This window comes from Campylobacter sp. (assembly GCF_017646085.1).
Taxonomy (GTDB): domain Bacteria; phylum Campylobacterota; class Campylobacteria; order Campylobacterales; family Campylobacteraceae; genus Campylobacter.
Window position 1 is genome coordinate 1 of the sequence record NZ_JAGCNF010000110.1, and the last position, 14,446, is coordinate 14,446.

Here is a 14,446-nt window from a genome sequence, read left to right on the forward strand (position 1 = left end):
AATTAAATTTAAATCTTTAATAGCTTAAATTACCAAGAGACTAGAAATCTAATCTCTGGGTTTAAATTTACTCGCAATGCTTAGCCATTGCGAGGTTTATTGTTAAAAATTATTTATTTTCTAGTAACAATAAATATTATAATGATTAAATTTGTCGTAACTTAGCAATCTCATCACGCAGTGCGGCTGCCTTTTCAAACTCAAGATTTTTAGCAGCTTCCATCATCATAGCTCTTAACTCCTTGATCATCTTAGCACGCTCATTAGCTGGCATTTTTTCAAGCTTTTTAGCCTTAGTGTAAAGCTCTATAGTATCATCCTCTTTTAAACTATCTTCGATATTGCGACTTGCACTTTTTGGCGTAATACCATTTGCCTTATTATATTCATCTTGGTATTTGCGGCGTGCAGAGGTAATATCAATGGCTTCACGCATTGAGTTAGTAATTTTATTAGCAAATAAAATTACTTTGCCATTTACATTTCTAGCAGCTCGCCCCATTGTCTGGATTAAGCTAGTTTTAGAACGCAAGAATCCTTCCTTATCTGCGTCCATAACTGCTACTAAACTCACCTCAGGAAGATCTAATCCCTCACGAAGTAAATTTATCCCAACTAAAATATCATAATCTCCACGCCTTAGACCACGTATTAGCTCATTGCGTTCTACCGCATCAATATCTGAGTGCATATATTTGATTTTTAATCCAAGCTCTAGATAGTATCTTGTTAGCTCTTCGGCCATCTTTTTTGTTAAAGTAGTTATTAACACTCTTTCGCCTCGTTCTATTACAGCTTTTGCTCTATCATAAAGAACTTCAACTTGATTATCACTACTAATTACTTCAATTTCAGGATCTAGCAGGCCAGTTGGGCGTAAAATTTGCTCATATATATGATTGTTTGCTAGCTCAGTTTCATACTCATTTGGCGTAGCAGAGACAAAGAGAAATTTCCCTTTTTTGGCTATAAACTCATCAAATTTCAGCGGTCTATTATCTAGTGCGCTAGGTAGTCTAAATCCATACTCTACTAAGATCTCTTTTCTACTTCTATCGCCTGCGTACATTCCACGAAATTGTGGCAAGCTAACATGGCTTTCATCAATTATAATTAGATAATCTTGCCCATTCATCTCAAAATAATCAAACATTGAGTATGGTGTCTCTCCTGCTTTTTGACCGGTAAGATATCTAGCATAGTTTTCTACACCCTTTGTGCTTCCAGTAGTAGCTAGCATTTCTAGGTCAAATTCAACCCGTTGCTTAAGTCGTTGATACTCAACCATTCGCCCTTGATTTTCATAAAATTTAAGCCTTTCATCTAGTTCGGCTTCTATCCCCTTAATCGCTTCTTTTAAGCGATTTTCTCCGACTACAAATTGACTTGTTGCGTATAGAATAAATTTATTTAAATTTTTAGTTTTTTTATTCTCTAGTGCGTTAAAGTGATAAATCTCTTCAATCTCATCACCAAAAAACTCTAATCTAATAGCTTCATCGCAAAAATATGCCGGATAGATATCTACTACATCACCATTTACTCTAAAATCAGCCCTATCAAAGTAGCTATCATTTCGCTTATAACCCATATCAACTAGCTTTAAAAGTAGCTCTTTTTGGCTTATTTGCATACCACGCTCTAATGTAATAACCATACCTTTGTATTCAGCTGGATTACCTAGGCCATAATTTGCTGAAACACTAGCAATCACGATAGTATCATCGTGTTCGAGTAAATTTGCTGTAGCTGATAGTCTTAGGCGCTCTAGTTCATCGTTTATAGCGCTATCTTTTTCTATAAATAAATCCTGTCTTGGGATATATGCTTCAGGCTGATAATAATCATAATAGCTAATAAAATACTCCACATGATTATTAGGAAAAAATCCTTTAAATTCGCTATATAATTGCGCTGCTAAAGATTTATTATGCGTCATTATTAGTGTTGGGATATTTAACTGCTTTATTACATTTGCCATAGTAAAAGTTTTGCCGCTACCTGTTACGCCTAGCAATACGCTATACTTTGCGCCATTTTTAAATGCGTTTACAATATTATTAATGGCGTTTTGCTGGTCTTTACTAGGTGAAAATTTACTATTTAAATCAAATTTGTCCATATTTTTGCCTTAATTTTTAGTGATTTTACCATTTTTTATTTAACCAAAATTTTAAATTTCCTACACTAAAATTGCTAAAAAATAGCTAAAATTTAGCCCATATTTACAAAAAATATGATAAAATTATCCATTTTAATCACCATAAAATAAGGATTTGTAATGTTAGAAAACGGAAAGGTTTTAAATAATCTAGCTTCAAAAGTAACTGAGCTGATGCTAAAATATGAAGAAGTATGCGAAGCTAATGAGGCTTTAAGAAATGAATTAATTAGCGTTAAAGCACAAAACGAAGCTAAATCAAATCAAATAATGAGACTTGAAGAGGAGCTAAAAAATCAAGACCTAGCTAGCGATGATTTATTAAAGCAAGTTGAGGCTGTGCTTGGTCGATGAGACAAATCTCTTTAAATATAGCTAGTAAAGATTTTAATATTACTCTAGATGATGAATTTGCTGACTATTTTGAGGAGGAGTTACGACACTATTTGGATGATAAAAATCTCCTTACTATCAAGGCTTTGCTTACTGCCTTTATTCAAAAGTGCTATGAAAATTATGAGCAAAAAAATGAGCTAAGCTCAATTCTTGGCAATATAGACAAAGCCCTAACTCATGATAAAAGCATTTAGCTTAATTGAATTAACATTTGTTATTATTATCCTTGGTGTTTTGTTAGCAATAGCAGTGCCAAGGCTATTTTTTAGTAAAGATGATGCAAATTTACTCAAAATCAAAACCGATATAGCTACAATTCAAGCAAATATTCTCCACCAAAAAACCGCTCTTTTACTTAGTGCTAAAGTGCAAGAACCAGTTTTAAATTCGCAAATTTTAACTGAGTTAAATTTACACAAGTGGAGTATTGATAATCAAAATTTAGTTTTTGATAATAGCGTGAGATTTAGCTATGATAGCAATGCTACTATAAATTGTCTAAGCCCACAAGAAATTTGCGATAAACTAAAACTATGAACTACTATGAGATTGCCATAATAGGTGCAAATTTAGCTCCGCTTACATATGAGAGTCAGTGCGTGTTAAATGAATTTGAAATAGTTACTATAAAGCTAAGAAATAAAACTCAAAATGGTTGTATAATAAAAGCAGTACCAAAGCCAAATTTTAAAACATTGCCAATTATTGAGCGGTTAAATTTAACCTTTACGCAGCTACAAATTACACTGGCTAAATTTATTAGTTATTACTATACCTGCGAAATTGGTGTTTCATTAGGATTATTTGAACCTTTTAGCCATTATGACAAATCAAAGTGTAGTTTTATCAAAGCGCCAAATTTAAGCCCTCTACAGCTTGAAGCTGCTAAATTTATTAAAAAAAATCCTATTAGTTTGCTTTTTGGCGATACAGGAAGTGGTAAAAGCGAGATATACATTAGCCTAATTCGTGAGTGTTTAAACCTAGGTAAGCAAGCACTATTTTTAATGCCTGAAATTTCTCTTACACCGCAGATGCAAGAGCGCTTAGAGGCATATTTTGAAGATAGCGTAGGTGTGTGGCACTCTAAAATCACGCCTAAAAAAAAGCAAAATTTGCTAAGTGAGTTTAGTCAAGGCAAAATTCGCCTAATCGCAGGCGCACGCTCAGCACTATTTTTGCCTTTTAGTGATTTGGGGTTAATTGTAGTTGATGAAGAACATGATGAGAGTTATAAAAGCAACAGTGATCCATATTACAATGCTAAAGATTTAGCTATTTATATTGCAAATAAAATGGGGATAAAATGCATTTTAGGAAGTGCTACTCCTAGTCTAAATAGCTATGCTAAATTTCCAAATTTTAGGCTAAAAGGAAGATTTTACGCATCACAAAAAGAGTATATCTATGACCATAGTCCAACAGGATTAAATGAGTTAATTTTAGGTGAGATTTCACAAGCCTTACAGGCTAAAAAACAGGTAATAATATTTTTACCAACTAGAGCGAATTTTAAATTTCTAATTTGTCAAAAGTGCGGCCAAAGTATGCAGTGCCCATACTGTTCTATTGCCCTAAGCTTACATAAAAAAAATAGGGCAATGAGATGCCATTACTGCGGATTTGCTTGTATGATTCCTAGTGTTTGCCCTCAGTGTAGTAGCGATATGCTAGAGTCTCGTAAAATTGGAACTAGTGAGTTAGTCACTCAGATTAAAGAGTATTTTCCGCTTGCAAATGTGGCAAAATTTGACCGTGATGAGATTACTACACAAAAAAAACTAACAACTCTTCTTAAAAATTTTAATGAATATAAAATTGATATAATTGTCGGTACTCAGATGTTAAGCAAAGGGCATGATTATCATAATGTTAGTCTTGCTATTATTATGGGGCTTGATGAGCATTTAGATTATAGCGATTATCAAGCTAGAAGCAAAAGCTTAGCTTTAGCTATGCAAGTAGCGGGGCGCGCGGGGCGTGCTAGCTATGGTAGGGTGATTATCCAGGGATTAAAGTGTGAGTTTTTTGCTGAATATATGGATGAATTTGATCGTTTTATTGCTGATGAGATGGCTATGCGAGAGGGGTTATATCCACCATTTATGAGGCTTTTACGTATTAAAATTGAAGATAAAGATGAATCTAAGGCTGTAAGTAAAATGCAGCAAATTTTAGACAAATTAAAAAGTATGACCGAGCTAGAGATAGTAGGGTATGGTAAGTGCATTATAGAGTTGATAGCATCTAAGCACCGCTATCAGATACTTTTACGCTCTGCTACTCATACTCCGCTATTAAAGGCTAGTAAAATTGCTAGAGATTATGGTGCCTTACCTGATATCGATCCAGTGAATTTTAGTTAAATTTAGTTATTATTATAAAACAAAATTTAAAGGCATTGAAATAAATTTAGATAAAACCAAGCCTAGAAATCTAGGCTTGAAAAGATTATTCTATTAATCCTGAGTTTGCAATTTCTTTTTGACAAGTTTCCATATCAACTTGCATAAAAGTTGGAGTAATGTTAAAACTAGATTCATAATCCGCTTTAAAGCAATAAATTTTATTTTTTTCAATAAATAAGTTTACGCTAGGTCTTATTATATAAGGCGTAGATGAAGCCCAAAGTTCGATAAATTTCCCTGCCGGTATTTCAGTTTTCATATATGAGTTCATATGATACTTAGTCAATAATACATCTTTGCCGTTTTCTTTTATAAAAACATAACCTGGAGGCATAAGTTTAACTGTAATTGCAGAAGGCCATGAATAAATATATATCATTGCATTTTCACTATTGCTTGGTTCTTGAAAATGATCAAATTTTTTCCAATCTAAACCGGCACAACCGCTAAAAATAATAACTATTACAGTCAAAGATGAGATTATTTTTTGTATAAACATTATTTTATCCTTACTTTATCATCTAACTAGTTTGGTTTTTGATATTTCGGCTTTACAAGTTTCTAAATCTACTTGTTCAAATGTCGGACGATATATTCTAATACCACCACCAATATCAGCTTTAATACAATATATTTCTCCAGCCTCGGTATCTATTGTTATAGATTCAATCGATTCTGTTTCAGCCCAAATTTTTATCTCTTTGTCTGCTTCTACTTCCGCAATACTATAGCTTTTAGATACTAAATCACCTATTAAATAATCCTTTTTATCTTCGTTGATAAAAATCATTTCATGGCCAGTTCTTTCTTGTAAAGTATAGATATATATTATTGAGCTATTTTTTATAGGTTTTTGAAATTCACTAAAATCTTCACCGTTTGGATATATTTTTTTGGCACATCCTGTTAGTATTACAGCTATAAAAATTATAGAATATAAAACGAAATTATTTAAATACATCAAAATCTCCTTTGCTAAATTTTAAATTTATCTGATCATTTAAATTTTGTTGAATTCTAGGTATACATTGTTCTCTTAACTCTGTTAAATTTGAACTAGAAAATCCGCTTTCTGATTTTGCAATCTTGCATAAAGAAGCAAGAATAATCTCATTTGCTTTATTATAAAATTTTAACTGAGCTCCAAGATATAGAGATTTTTGACCTGCCGTAACCGATCCGCCAATCAAAAAGCCTAAAGGCCCTATAAATGTATTACCGAATTGTGCCCAGTTGGTATCGTTTACACTAGATTTAGTAGTATTGTTGACAAAACTATATTCCACGCTTATAGTAGCGTCATCTTTTATTATAACATTACTTGGGAGATACTTTTTCATATAAGTTTTATTGCTATCAAATTTAGCGTAGATTATATGTTGGTCTTTGCTAGATTCAACTATTTCTGGCAAGATTTCAATTTTTGTTCCACACCCTGTTAAAGTCAAAAACACTCCAGCAAAAATGGAATATTTAAATACCTTAAACATTTTAATCCTTTTTGTAAAGTCAGCAATATAAATTATAAGATATTAAGTCTAAATTTTTAATAAAATTATGAAATAATATCCGAATTTTTATTTAAATACAAATCTGCTAATCTAACATTTATGAAATACACTATGCAAGATAAAGCGCGAATACTACGCACCACTACTAGAACACTACAAAGATGGCGAACTACTAAGCCAGAGTTATATGCAATTATCGAAGCTGGATTTAAACTGTATGAGATGATTGAGAAAGAAGATGAGATAACTAGGGATATTAAAAATATATTAAAAGAATCACTAAAAAATAGATAACTTAATTATATTTACTTTTAATGATAACTTAAAGGGCTTAAAGTGGATAAATGTAGAATATCTCTAAGCTACTTTTTTACCCACTTAAGCCAAATATATAGCCAAAGACCAAAGCCAAACATAACAATAGAGAGAATTTGTCCCATGCTAAGTCCAAAAGCAACAAACCCAATACCAAAATCAGGCTCACGGTAAAACTCGCAAATAAATCGCATAATCGGATAAAGCATTGCATAAAGGGCAATTAATTCACCGTTAAATTTCTTATAAACACGGTAAAAATATAAAATAATAAATATCACTAATCCTTCAAGCATGGCTTCATAAAGTTGGCTAGGATGGCGTAATACGCCTGCACTTACTACACCCCAGCTCACATCAGTAGTACGACCAATTAACTCTTGATTTAAGAAATTTCCAACCCTACCAAAGATATAACCCAATGGCACGCTAATTGCTACAAGGTCAAGATATAAAAGGATATTTTGCTTAAATTTATAGCAAAACAAAAGAGTCGCAATAATAAATCCAACAACAGCACCATGGTAGCTCATTCCACGAATACCGACAAATTCGCCATTTATAAACGGATTAAATATCTGCCACGGCTGAGTAAGATAATAAAGCGTATTTGGATCGTAGATGAGTATATATCCTAGCCTAGCGCCTAAAATTACACCGATCTCTACCCAGAAAAAATAGCTATCTAAGAGTGAATTTGAGATTGGTAGTTTGTCTTTTTTAACAAAAAATTTAGCCATCCAAAGTGCTACTAGCAAGGCTAAAACATACATAATTCCATACCAGTGTACATTTAATCCAAATAGGCTAAATGCCACTGGATTCATATTTAAATAGATTAAATTCCAGCTATTTAATGTCAATTTTTAACCCCAAATTTGTCTTAAGAGTTTTTATAAAATCCATTATAAATTCACCCATAGCTTGATAATATGGAGTTTTGGCATTATAACGCAGAAATTTAGCAAATAACACCAAGCTAGGCAGGAAAAAATCAACCAAATACATTCCAAGAATTGTATGAGTTTTTTCATTTGTATTATTTTTAAATATAGCGCTAAGCAAAGCAAACATATTTGAAACATGGGTAGCACGCAAGTTAGTAAATGGCTTATCAAAGTTAAGCTGTTTATACAAATGCTCTATCTCTTCATCGCTAATTTGCCTAAAAAATTTGAGTGAGCACGCAACTTTAAAATTATCTAAATCTGCAGCAATCTCCTCAGCTTTGCAGTGCATTAAAGCTCTAGCTAGCAGGGCGCTACCTTTTTGATTTTCTAGATTTTGGGTTTTTATCATCCAAGTTGGCTGTAGTTTTTTGATCGCTTCATCAGTTATTGCATTAGCAAAATTGCTTGCAAAAACTAAGCAAATCATAGAGTATGCATCGGCTACTTTCATTATTTTCCTTAAATTTTTTGACTGATTTTAGCTAAATTTTGCTTAAAACTCAGATAGGCTTTTGATGGCGTCTATTCCATATTTTTTTTGAATTTGTATTATGGCATTGCTTATTTTGCTATTTTTTGGGCTTTGATTATCAAATAATGATAGTTGTTGTGTTTTATCAAATCCAGCTGCACAAAGACTTAAATAGTCTATCTCGTACTCTTTAAATTTATCTAAATTTACAAATAGCTCTTTAGTAATTCTTTCTAAAAATTTATGGGTAAAATTAATATTAATAGTAGTGCTTATACTTACTTGCGTTTGTCCTTTATAGCGGAGTTTTAATTCGATTTTGCTTGGGGTTAGGGCAAGGGATGCTACTTCAAAATATAGATGCCTACACAGGGTCATTAATCTTTTATTTATATCATCTCTATTTTTGATTGGGGTAAAACTTCTAGCTATAGCTAGGGATTTTCGTGGTTGATTTTTAATAATTTTATCTTGATTGAGTAAATTTAGAGATTTATAAAGATTTATAGCATTTTTGCCTAATTTATCAAATATATGTTTAGCATTTATAGCATCTTTGATAGTTGTAATTCCATATTTTTGCAGGCTCTTGTGTAGGCTTTTACCAACTCCTGGAAGTTTGCAAATTTGTAGATTTTCTATCTCTTTTGGACTAGTTATTTGATATATTTTGCTAGGTTTTGCTATATCGGTTGCGAGCTTTGCTAGTAATTTATTTGGGGCAATTCCTATACTGCAAGGCAAGTTTAGTTTATTATTTATCTCAAATTTAAGTTTATTAGCAAATTCCAAAGGATTGCTATTAAATCTTGTCCCAGTAAGATCTATAAAATACTCATCAATACTATATTTTTCAATTTCATCAGTATAATTAAGCAATAGATTATAAAGAGAATTTGAAAGCTTATGATATAGCGCAAAATCTGTTGGGACTATAATTATCTCAGGGCAGAGTTTTTTAGCTAGACTTGAATGCATAGCACAGCTTATCCCCATAGCTCGAGCCTCATAGGTTGCACTTAGTATTATGCCGCATTCATGATAGTCTCCAAAAATGTCAAATTTATTTCCACTTGCTACTGCTGCCTTTTTTCCAATTAGGCTTTTATCTACGGTTGCAGCTGCACTGATGAAAAATGCATCAAGATCTATATGGATAAACACGATTAAATCTTAGCTAGTTTTAATTTTAAAGAGTTTAAAACTACGCTAATAGAGCTTAGACTCATAGCAAGTGCCGCCCACATAGGCGTGATATGAATTCCAAAAGATGGCTCTAAAACTCCAGCAGCAATTGGAATGCAAATCGCATTATATCCAAAAGCCCAAGTTAAATTTTGTTTTATAGTCGTACTGCTTTTTTTAGCTAGATTTATACTTTTTATAACTCCAATTAAATTATTTTGCATTAAGATTATATCAGCACTATTTTTAGCCAAATCGCTTCCAGAGTTCATCGCTATAGAGATATCAGCAGCTTTTAAAGCAGCAGCATCATTGATTCCATCAGCTATAAAAATAACCTTGCCTGATTTTTTTAAATTTTTTATTATCTCATACTTTTGCTGCGGTAAAACTTCGCTATAAACCATATCTATGCCAAGCTCTTTGGCTACTAGATTACTGATTTTACAGCTATCACCGCTTAAAATTACTGGGGTTATATTTTGAGATTTTAGGTTATCTATTATCTCTTTTGCATTTGATTTGATAGTATCGCTAATAGCTATATATCCGCTAAATTGACCATCAATTGCTACTAAAACAACTCCATATCCAGCTTCCATTTTTTGTTCTATTATAATCTTTTGACTCTCATTTATATGTATTGAGTTTAAATTTAGCAATCTTTCATTACCTATTAAAACCTTATCGCTTTTAATACCAAGTCCGCTAATATACTCAAATTTACTTTGAAATTTGATATTGATTAGTTCTTTTGCATAGTTTGCTATTGCATTTGAAACCGGATGAGAATTAAGTGCTGATATATTAGCTACTAGAGCTAAGTCGTTTTTATTAAGGTTAGTTTCTATAACGCTGATATCTCCAGTTGTAATGGTTCCAGTCTTATCAAAGACAGCAAATTTAATATCACTAAATTGCTCTAAGGCGATTGGATTTTTAATTAATATTGAGTGTTTTAGGGCTAGTGATATAGCACATACTATAGCAATTGGTGTAGCAAGCCCTAAAGCACAAGGGCATGATATGATAAGCACACAAATAGCACTTAAAATACCATTAAATTTCATACCAAAACCAGCCCAAATACAAAATGTAATCACTGCAATACCAACTACTAGAGGTATAAAAATATTTGCTACTTTATCAGCTATACGTGAGATAGCTAGTTTTTTACTGGCTGCGTTTTGAATAAGATCTAGAATTTGGGATAGTAGGGTATTATTTTGACTTTTGGTAACCTTGATTAATATATGGCCGTTACAGTTTAGAGTACCGCTATAAACCATCTGGCCAGTGCTTTTATATACTGGCATACTTTCGCCATTAATTGCGCTAGTATCTATCTCAGCACCGCCATTTTCTATTATTCCATCACATGGGATTATGGAACCAGTTTTTACTAAAACTATATCACCAATTTTAAGATTACTAGCTAAAATTTCTTTAGCGCTTCCATCACTAGATATGATAAAGGCTTTAGTTGGGCTTAAATTTATTAAAGATTTTAGATAAGATGATGCAGTAGCTTTAGCTTTACCCTCTAAATATCTACCAAGTAAGACAAAGGTAATAATCATTGTTGCGCCACTAAAATATAGATAGTTTAAATTTTGCGGAATATGATTATAAAAAATTGTAGCAAAAATCGAATAGCAAAATGCTGAGAATGTGCCTAAAAACACAAGTACATTCATATCATAATTGCGCTCTTTTAAGCTTTTTAATGCATGAGTATAAAAGCCAAATCCACAGTAAAATACCCCAACAAAAGCTAATGCAATCATAAATAACATAGGCATATGGTTTGATTTACTCATCTCTGCCCACATAAGAATAGCGCTAATAATAGAACAGATTATAAATTTATTTTGGTAATTTTTTAATTCTTTATTTTGAGCATTTTCAAGCTCATCTTGATTATTTACAATACCAAAACCAAGCTTAATAATCTTACTTTTTAATGCTTCTATATCAGTATTTTGGTCATATTCAAATACTGCACAATGAGTGTTAAAATCTACATTTGCAGATTTTATTCCTTGGATTTTAAGTGCTGATTTTTTGATAGAATTTGCACAATTTACACAGCTCATTCCACTAATTTTTAATTCAATTTTATTCAAGCAAATTCCTATAATTCTTTAATAACTTCAAAGCCAAGCTCATTTAATTCATCTATAAATTTGGCTTTATCATCACTATTTTTTATATCTATTTTAAGAATTTTTGGTTCACATGATAGATCGATATCTATATAGCCAAATTCATCTTCAAGAGAGTTTTTTATCAAATTTACACAGCTTTGACAATTAATATTTTTAACTTCTAATTTCATAATTTTTCCTATTTTGATTTTGAATTTCAAAAATTATATAATTATATAGCTAATTAATATTTAACGATTTTTTGCTATAATTTACGCTTTATAAAATCCAAAAGGACAAAAATGGGACGAGCATTTGAGTATAGAAGAGCTAGTAAAGAGGCTAGATGGGATAAGATGAGCAAGTTATTTCCAAAATTAGCCAAAGCTATCACAGTTGCAGCTAAAGAGGGTGGAAGCGATCCAGATATGAATCCAAAACTACGCTCAGCAATAGCTACAGCCAAAGCTCAAAATATGCCAAAAGATAATATTGATGCAGCAATCAAAAGAGCAAGCGGTAAAGATAGTAGCGATATTAAAACTATATTTTACGATGGTAAGGCAGCTCATGGTGTGCAAATTATTGTAGAAACTGCGACTGATAATGCCACTAGAACAGTAGCAAATGTTAAGGCTATATTTAATAAAAACGGTGGCGAGATATTGCCAAGTGGAAGTCTTAGCTTTATGTTTAGTCGCAAGGCGGTTTTTGAAGTCGAGATGCCATCTAGTGATCTTGAAGAGCTTGAATTAGATCTTATTGATTATGGTCTTGAGCTATTAGAACAGAGTGAAGATAGCTTGATGATATATGGTGATTATACAAGTTTTGGTACGCTAAGCGATGGAATAGAAAAGTGCAATCTAGTATTAAAAAAAGGTAGTTTGCAATATATTCCAAACTCGACAATCACCCTAAGTGATGAACAGCTTGGTGAGATAGAAAAACTTTTAGATAAGCTTGATGATGACGACGATGTACAAGCTGTATATACAAATATAGAATAATTAGACATAAAAGGATAAAAATGGAAGAGTTAAAAGTATATGATATAGATTCTAGCGAGTTAGCTAAATATAAATTCGCAGTTATAAAAACAGATAAAGGCGATATGATAGCTGAATTATACCCACAAGAGACGCCACAAACTGTGGCTAATTTTGCAAATTTGGCAAAATCTGGATTTTATGATGGATTAAACTTTCATAGAGTAATTCCAAATTTTGTTATCCAAGGTGGTTGCCCATATGGTAGCGGGATTGGCGGTCCAGGCTGGAGAATTAAATGCGAATGCGTAGGACAAAAACGTAAACACAATAGAGGTAGCTTAAGTATGGCTCACGCTGGAAGAGATACAGGTGGTAGTCAATTTTTCGTCTGTCATAGCGCTCAGCCACATCTAAATGGCGTACATACTGTCTTTGGTGAGTTGATTAATGATGAGAGTAAAGCGGTGCTTGATTCTATTAGACAAGGTGATAAAATCACTACAATTGAGATTAAAGAGAGCATATAATTAATCTTTTAATGATTCAGATTATTGCTACTGATAATCTGAATTTAATTTAAACTATTTTTGATATATTTTAATATTAAGTCGGATTTAACTACGATATTAGTATTATATCTAGATTTAATTTTACTTTCATTAAGGATGCATATGAAATTTACTACTTTATTTTACGCTATTTTTGGTGCGATTATTACTGTAGTCGTTTTAAATTTAGTCGCTCTATTGGGGGTGATTGGTGTACAAGATGAGCTTATAGAAGCATCTGAGAGAAGATATCAGTCATATATGTTAGCTGATGAACTTCGCCAAAGCTCTGATGATTTAACTAGATTAGCTCGTACTTATAGCGTTACAGGTGATAGTCACTATATTGACCAGTATAATACTATATTAGATATTAGAAATGGTAAAGTTCCAAGACCTATGAATTATGAAAGAATTTATTGGGACTTTGTAGAGGTTAATAATCAAAAACCTCGTCCAGATAGTAACGAGACAATTGCTTTGACTAAAAAAATGGAAGCGTTAGGCTTTAGTAGAGCTGAGTTAGATAAATTAAAAGAGTCTGAGGCTCGCTCAAATCACTTAGTAAATATCGAAACTAGAGCCATGAATGCGGTAATGGGTAAATTTATGGATAGTAATGGTCAATACACCATCATAGGTCAGCCAGATGCAGGTCTAGCAATTGATTTAACTCATTCTAAAGAGTATCACATTGAAAAAGCTAAGATTATGGAGCCAATTGATGAGTTTTTTGTGATGCTTAAGAGTAGAACAGATCAAGAAGTGCAATCTAAAATCGATAAAACTACGCTATATTTTGATGCTGTTTTAGGATTGTTTATTATTAACATTATTGTGATTGTGCTTGGTTCTATTGTTCTTCGTAAAAAGATAGCCCAAATTGAGCCAGTTAGCGACGGACTTAGAGGATTTTTTGCCTTCTTAGGTCATGAAAAGGATGATTGTAAAACTATCGATATTAGTTCAAAAGATGAATTTGGCGTAATTGCTAAGATGATTAACCAAAATATCTTAATTTTACGCACACAAATTAATTCAGAACGCAAATTTATTAATGATACAGTAAGCACTCTTAAAGAGCTTTCTCAAGGTAGTTTTGATGTGCGTCTTCATAGTAAATGCGATTCACCATTAATGATTCAATTGCAAGATACATTAAATAATATGGCTTTAGCACTTGAGAAAAATATAAATGAGATAGTAAAAATAATTGGAAAATACTCAGAGCATGACTATACTCAAAGAGCTTCAAATGAGAACTTAAAACACTACTTGCTCAAAATGGCTGATGGTGTAAATGAACTAGGAGATGCAACAGTAGCAATGTTGCGCTTATCAGAAAAATCTAGTCAAACACT

General features: G+C 32.2%; 16 protein-coding genes and 1 pseudogene. 8 read left to right on the plus strand and 9 right to left on the minus strand.

The features are described 5' to 3' along the window. Window positions 1-145 precede the first annotated feature (145 nt). A complete protein-coding gene (gene uvrB, locus J6V67_RS05965) occupies window positions 146-2,122 on the minus strand; it encodes an excinuclease ABC subunit UvrB (protein WP_291860173.1) in 1,977 nt (658 codons plus the stop codon). 159 nt (window positions 2,123-2,281) lie between these two features. On the opposite strand from uvrB, the gene J6V67_RS05970 reads away from it, so the two are divergent. Genes J6V67_RS05970 through J6V67_RS05985 form a run of 4 tightly spaced genes read left to right on the plus strand, consistent with a single transcriptional unit; the run spans window position 2,282 to window position 4,923 of the window. After that, window positions 2,282-2,515: a hypothetical protein gene (locus J6V67_RS05970; RefSeq protein WP_086224010.1), complete on the plus strand. Its 234-nt coding sequence runs from the start codon at window positions 2,282-2,284 to the stop codon at window positions 2,513-2,515. Continuing rightward, window positions 2,512-2,751 (plus strand): hypothetical protein, encoded by a 240-nt coding sequence (locus tag J6V67_RS05975; RefSeq protein WP_086224011.1) that lies wholly within the window; start codon window positions 2,512-2,514, stop codon window positions 2,749-2,751. Before J6V67_RS05970 ends, J6V67_RS05975 begins: the two co-directional genes overlap by 4 nt. Further along, window positions 2,735-3,094: a type II secretion system protein gene (locus J6V67_RS05980; RefSeq protein WP_086224012.1), complete on the plus strand. Its 360-nt coding sequence runs from the start codon at window positions 2,735-2,737 to the stop codon at window positions 3,092-3,094. The genes J6V67_RS05975 and J6V67_RS05980 overlap by 17 nt, the downstream gene beginning before the upstream one ends. After that, window positions 3,091-4,923, plus strand: a complete 1,833-nt coding sequence (locus tag J6V67_RS05985; protein WP_291860180.1) for a primosomal protein N' — start codon at window positions 3,091-3,093, stop codon at window positions 4,921-4,923. The genes J6V67_RS05980 and J6V67_RS05985 overlap by 4 nt, the downstream gene beginning before the upstream one ends. Before the next feature lie 85 nt (window positions 4,924-5,008). Here the strand turns inward: J6V67_RS05985 and J6V67_RS05990 are convergent, their stop codons facing one another. The 3 genes from J6V67_RS05990 to J6V67_RS06000 are packed head-to-tail and all read right to left on the minus strand — an operon-like array spanning window position 5,009 to window position 6,455. Further along, window positions 5,009-5,464, minus strand: a complete 456-nt coding sequence (locus J6V67_RS05990) for a hypothetical protein (RefSeq protein ID WP_291860183.1) — start codon at window positions 5,462-5,464, stop codon at window positions 5,009-5,011. Between the two features lie 18 nt (window positions 5,465-5,482). Next, window positions 5,483-5,929, minus strand: a complete 447-nt coding sequence (locus tag J6V67_RS05995) for a hypothetical protein (RefSeq protein WP_291860186.1) — start codon at window positions 5,927-5,929, stop codon at window positions 5,483-5,485. Then, complete coding sequence (locus J6V67_RS06000; RefSeq protein WP_291860189.1) at window positions 5,913-6,455, minus strand: hypothetical protein; 543 nt, start codon at window positions 6,453-6,455, stop codon at window positions 5,913-5,915. Before J6V67_RS06000 ends, J6V67_RS05995 begins: the two co-directional genes overlap by 17 nt. Before the next feature lie 120 nt (window positions 6,456-6,575). On the opposite strand from J6V67_RS06000, the gene J6V67_RS06005 reads away from it, so the two are divergent. Next, window positions 6,576-6,770, plus strand: a complete 195-nt coding sequence (locus tag J6V67_RS06005; RefSeq protein ID WP_291860191.1) for a hypothetical protein — start codon at window positions 6,576-6,578, stop codon at window positions 6,768-6,770. Window positions 6,771-6,838: 68 nt separating this feature from the next. On the opposite strand, the gene lgt is transcribed toward J6V67_RS06005, so the two are convergent. From lgt to J6V67_RS06030, 5 genes are read right to left on the minus strand one after another with little or no spacing between them, the layout of a single operon-like run. Beyond that, window positions 6,839-7,618, minus strand: a complete 780-nt coding sequence (lgt, locus tag J6V67_RS06010; RefSeq protein WP_291860211.1) for a prolipoprotein diacylglyceryl transferase — start codon at window positions 7,616-7,618, stop codon at window positions 6,839-6,841. 22 nt (window positions 7,619-7,640) lie between these two features. Next, window positions 7,641-8,192 (minus strand): hypothetical protein, encoded by a 552-nt coding sequence (locus J6V67_RS06015; protein ID WP_291860194.1) that lies wholly within the window; start codon window positions 8,190-8,192, stop codon window positions 7,641-7,643. A gap of 42 nt (window positions 8,193-8,234) precedes the next feature. Beyond that, window positions 8,235-9,377 (minus strand): DNA polymerase IV, encoded by a 1,143-nt coding sequence (locus J6V67_RS06020; protein ID WP_291860197.1) that lies wholly within the window; start codon window positions 9,375-9,377, stop codon window positions 8,235-8,237. A 2-nt stretch (window positions 9,378-9,379) separates the two neighbouring features. Further along, a complete protein-coding gene (locus tag J6V67_RS06025) occupies window positions 9,380-11,524 on the minus strand; it encodes a cation-translocating P-type ATPase (protein WP_291860200.1) in 2,145 nt (714 codons plus the stop codon). A gap of 8 nt (window positions 11,525-11,532) precedes the next feature. Further along, entirely contained in the window at window positions 11,533-11,736 is a 204-nt protein-coding gene (locus tag J6V67_RS06030; RefSeq protein WP_291860202.1) for a heavy metal transport/detoxification protein, read from the minus strand. Window positions 11,737-11,847: 111 nt separating this feature from the next. On the opposite strand from J6V67_RS06030, the gene J6V67_RS06035 reads away from it, so the two are divergent. From J6V67_RS06035 to J6V67_RS06045, 3 genes and pseudogenes are all read left to right on the plus strand, one after another. Continuing rightward, window positions 11,848-12,555, plus strand: coding sequence for a YebC/PmpR family DNA-binding transcriptional regulator (locus J6V67_RS06035; RefSeq protein WP_291860205.1), 708 nt, complete (start codon window positions 11,848-11,850; stop codon window positions 12,553-12,555). 20 nt (window positions 12,556-12,575) lie between these two features. Beyond that, a complete protein-coding gene (locus J6V67_RS06040) occupies window positions 12,576-13,064 on the plus strand; it encodes a peptidylprolyl isomerase (RefSeq protein ID WP_291860208.1) in 489 nt (162 codons plus the stop codon). A gap of 144 nt (window positions 13,065-13,208) precedes the next feature. Then, a pseudogene (locus tag J6V67_RS06045) lies at window positions 13,209-14,446 on the plus strand (hypothetical protein); the annotation flags it as partial.

Excerpts from the sequence above, each read along its gene's own strand:
- J6V67_RS06040 (WP_291860208.1), top strand. The coding sequence starts at position 12,576 with ATGGAAGAGTTAAAAGTATATGATATAGATTCTAGCGAGTTAGCTAAA.
- uvrB (WP_291860173.1), bottom strand. The coding sequence starts at position 2,122 with ATGGACAAATTTGATTTAAATAGTAAATTTTCACCTAGTAAAGACCAG.
- lgt (WP_291860211.1), bottom strand. The coding sequence starts at position 7,618 with ATGAATCCAGTGGCATTTAGCCTATTTGGATTAAATGTACACTGGTAT.
- J6V67_RS06015 (WP_291860194.1), bottom strand. The coding sequence starts at position 8,192 with ATGAAAGTAGCCGATGCATACTCTATGATTTGCTTAGTTTTTGCAAGC.
- J6V67_RS06035 (WP_291860205.1), top strand. The coding sequence starts at position 11,848 with ATGGGACGAGCATTTGAGTATAGAAGAGCTAGTAAAGAGGCTAGATGG.
- J6V67_RS05970 (WP_086224010.1), top strand. The coding sequence starts at position 2,282 with ATGTTAGAAAACGGAAAGGTTTTAAATAATCTAGCTTCAAAAGTAACT.
- J6V67_RS05980 (WP_086224012.1), top strand. The coding sequence starts at position 2,735 with ATGATAAAAGCATTTAGCTTAATTGAATTAACATTTGTTATTATTATC.
- J6V67_RS06005 (WP_291860191.1), top strand. The coding sequence starts at position 6,576 with ATGAAATACACTATGCAAGATAAAGCGCGAATACTACGCACCACTACT.
- J6V67_RS05975 (WP_086224011.1), top strand. The coding sequence starts at position 2,512 with ATGAGACAAATCTCTTTAAATATAGCTAGTAAAGATTTTAATATTACT.
- J6V67_RS06000 (WP_291860189.1), bottom strand. The coding sequence starts at position 6,455 with ATGTTTAAGGTATTTAAATATTCCATTTTTGCTGGAGTGTTTTTGACT.
- J6V67_RS05990 (WP_291860183.1), bottom strand. The coding sequence starts at position 5,464 with ATGTTTATACAAAAAATAATCTCATCTTTGACTGTAATAGTTATTATT.
- J6V67_RS05985 (WP_291860180.1), top strand. The coding sequence starts at position 3,091 with ATGAACTACTATGAGATTGCCATAATAGGTGCAAATTTAGCTCCGCTT.
- J6V67_RS06030 (WP_291860202.1), bottom strand. The coding sequence starts at position 11,736 with ATGAAATTAGAAGTTAAAAATATTAATTGTCAAAGCTGTGTAAATTTG.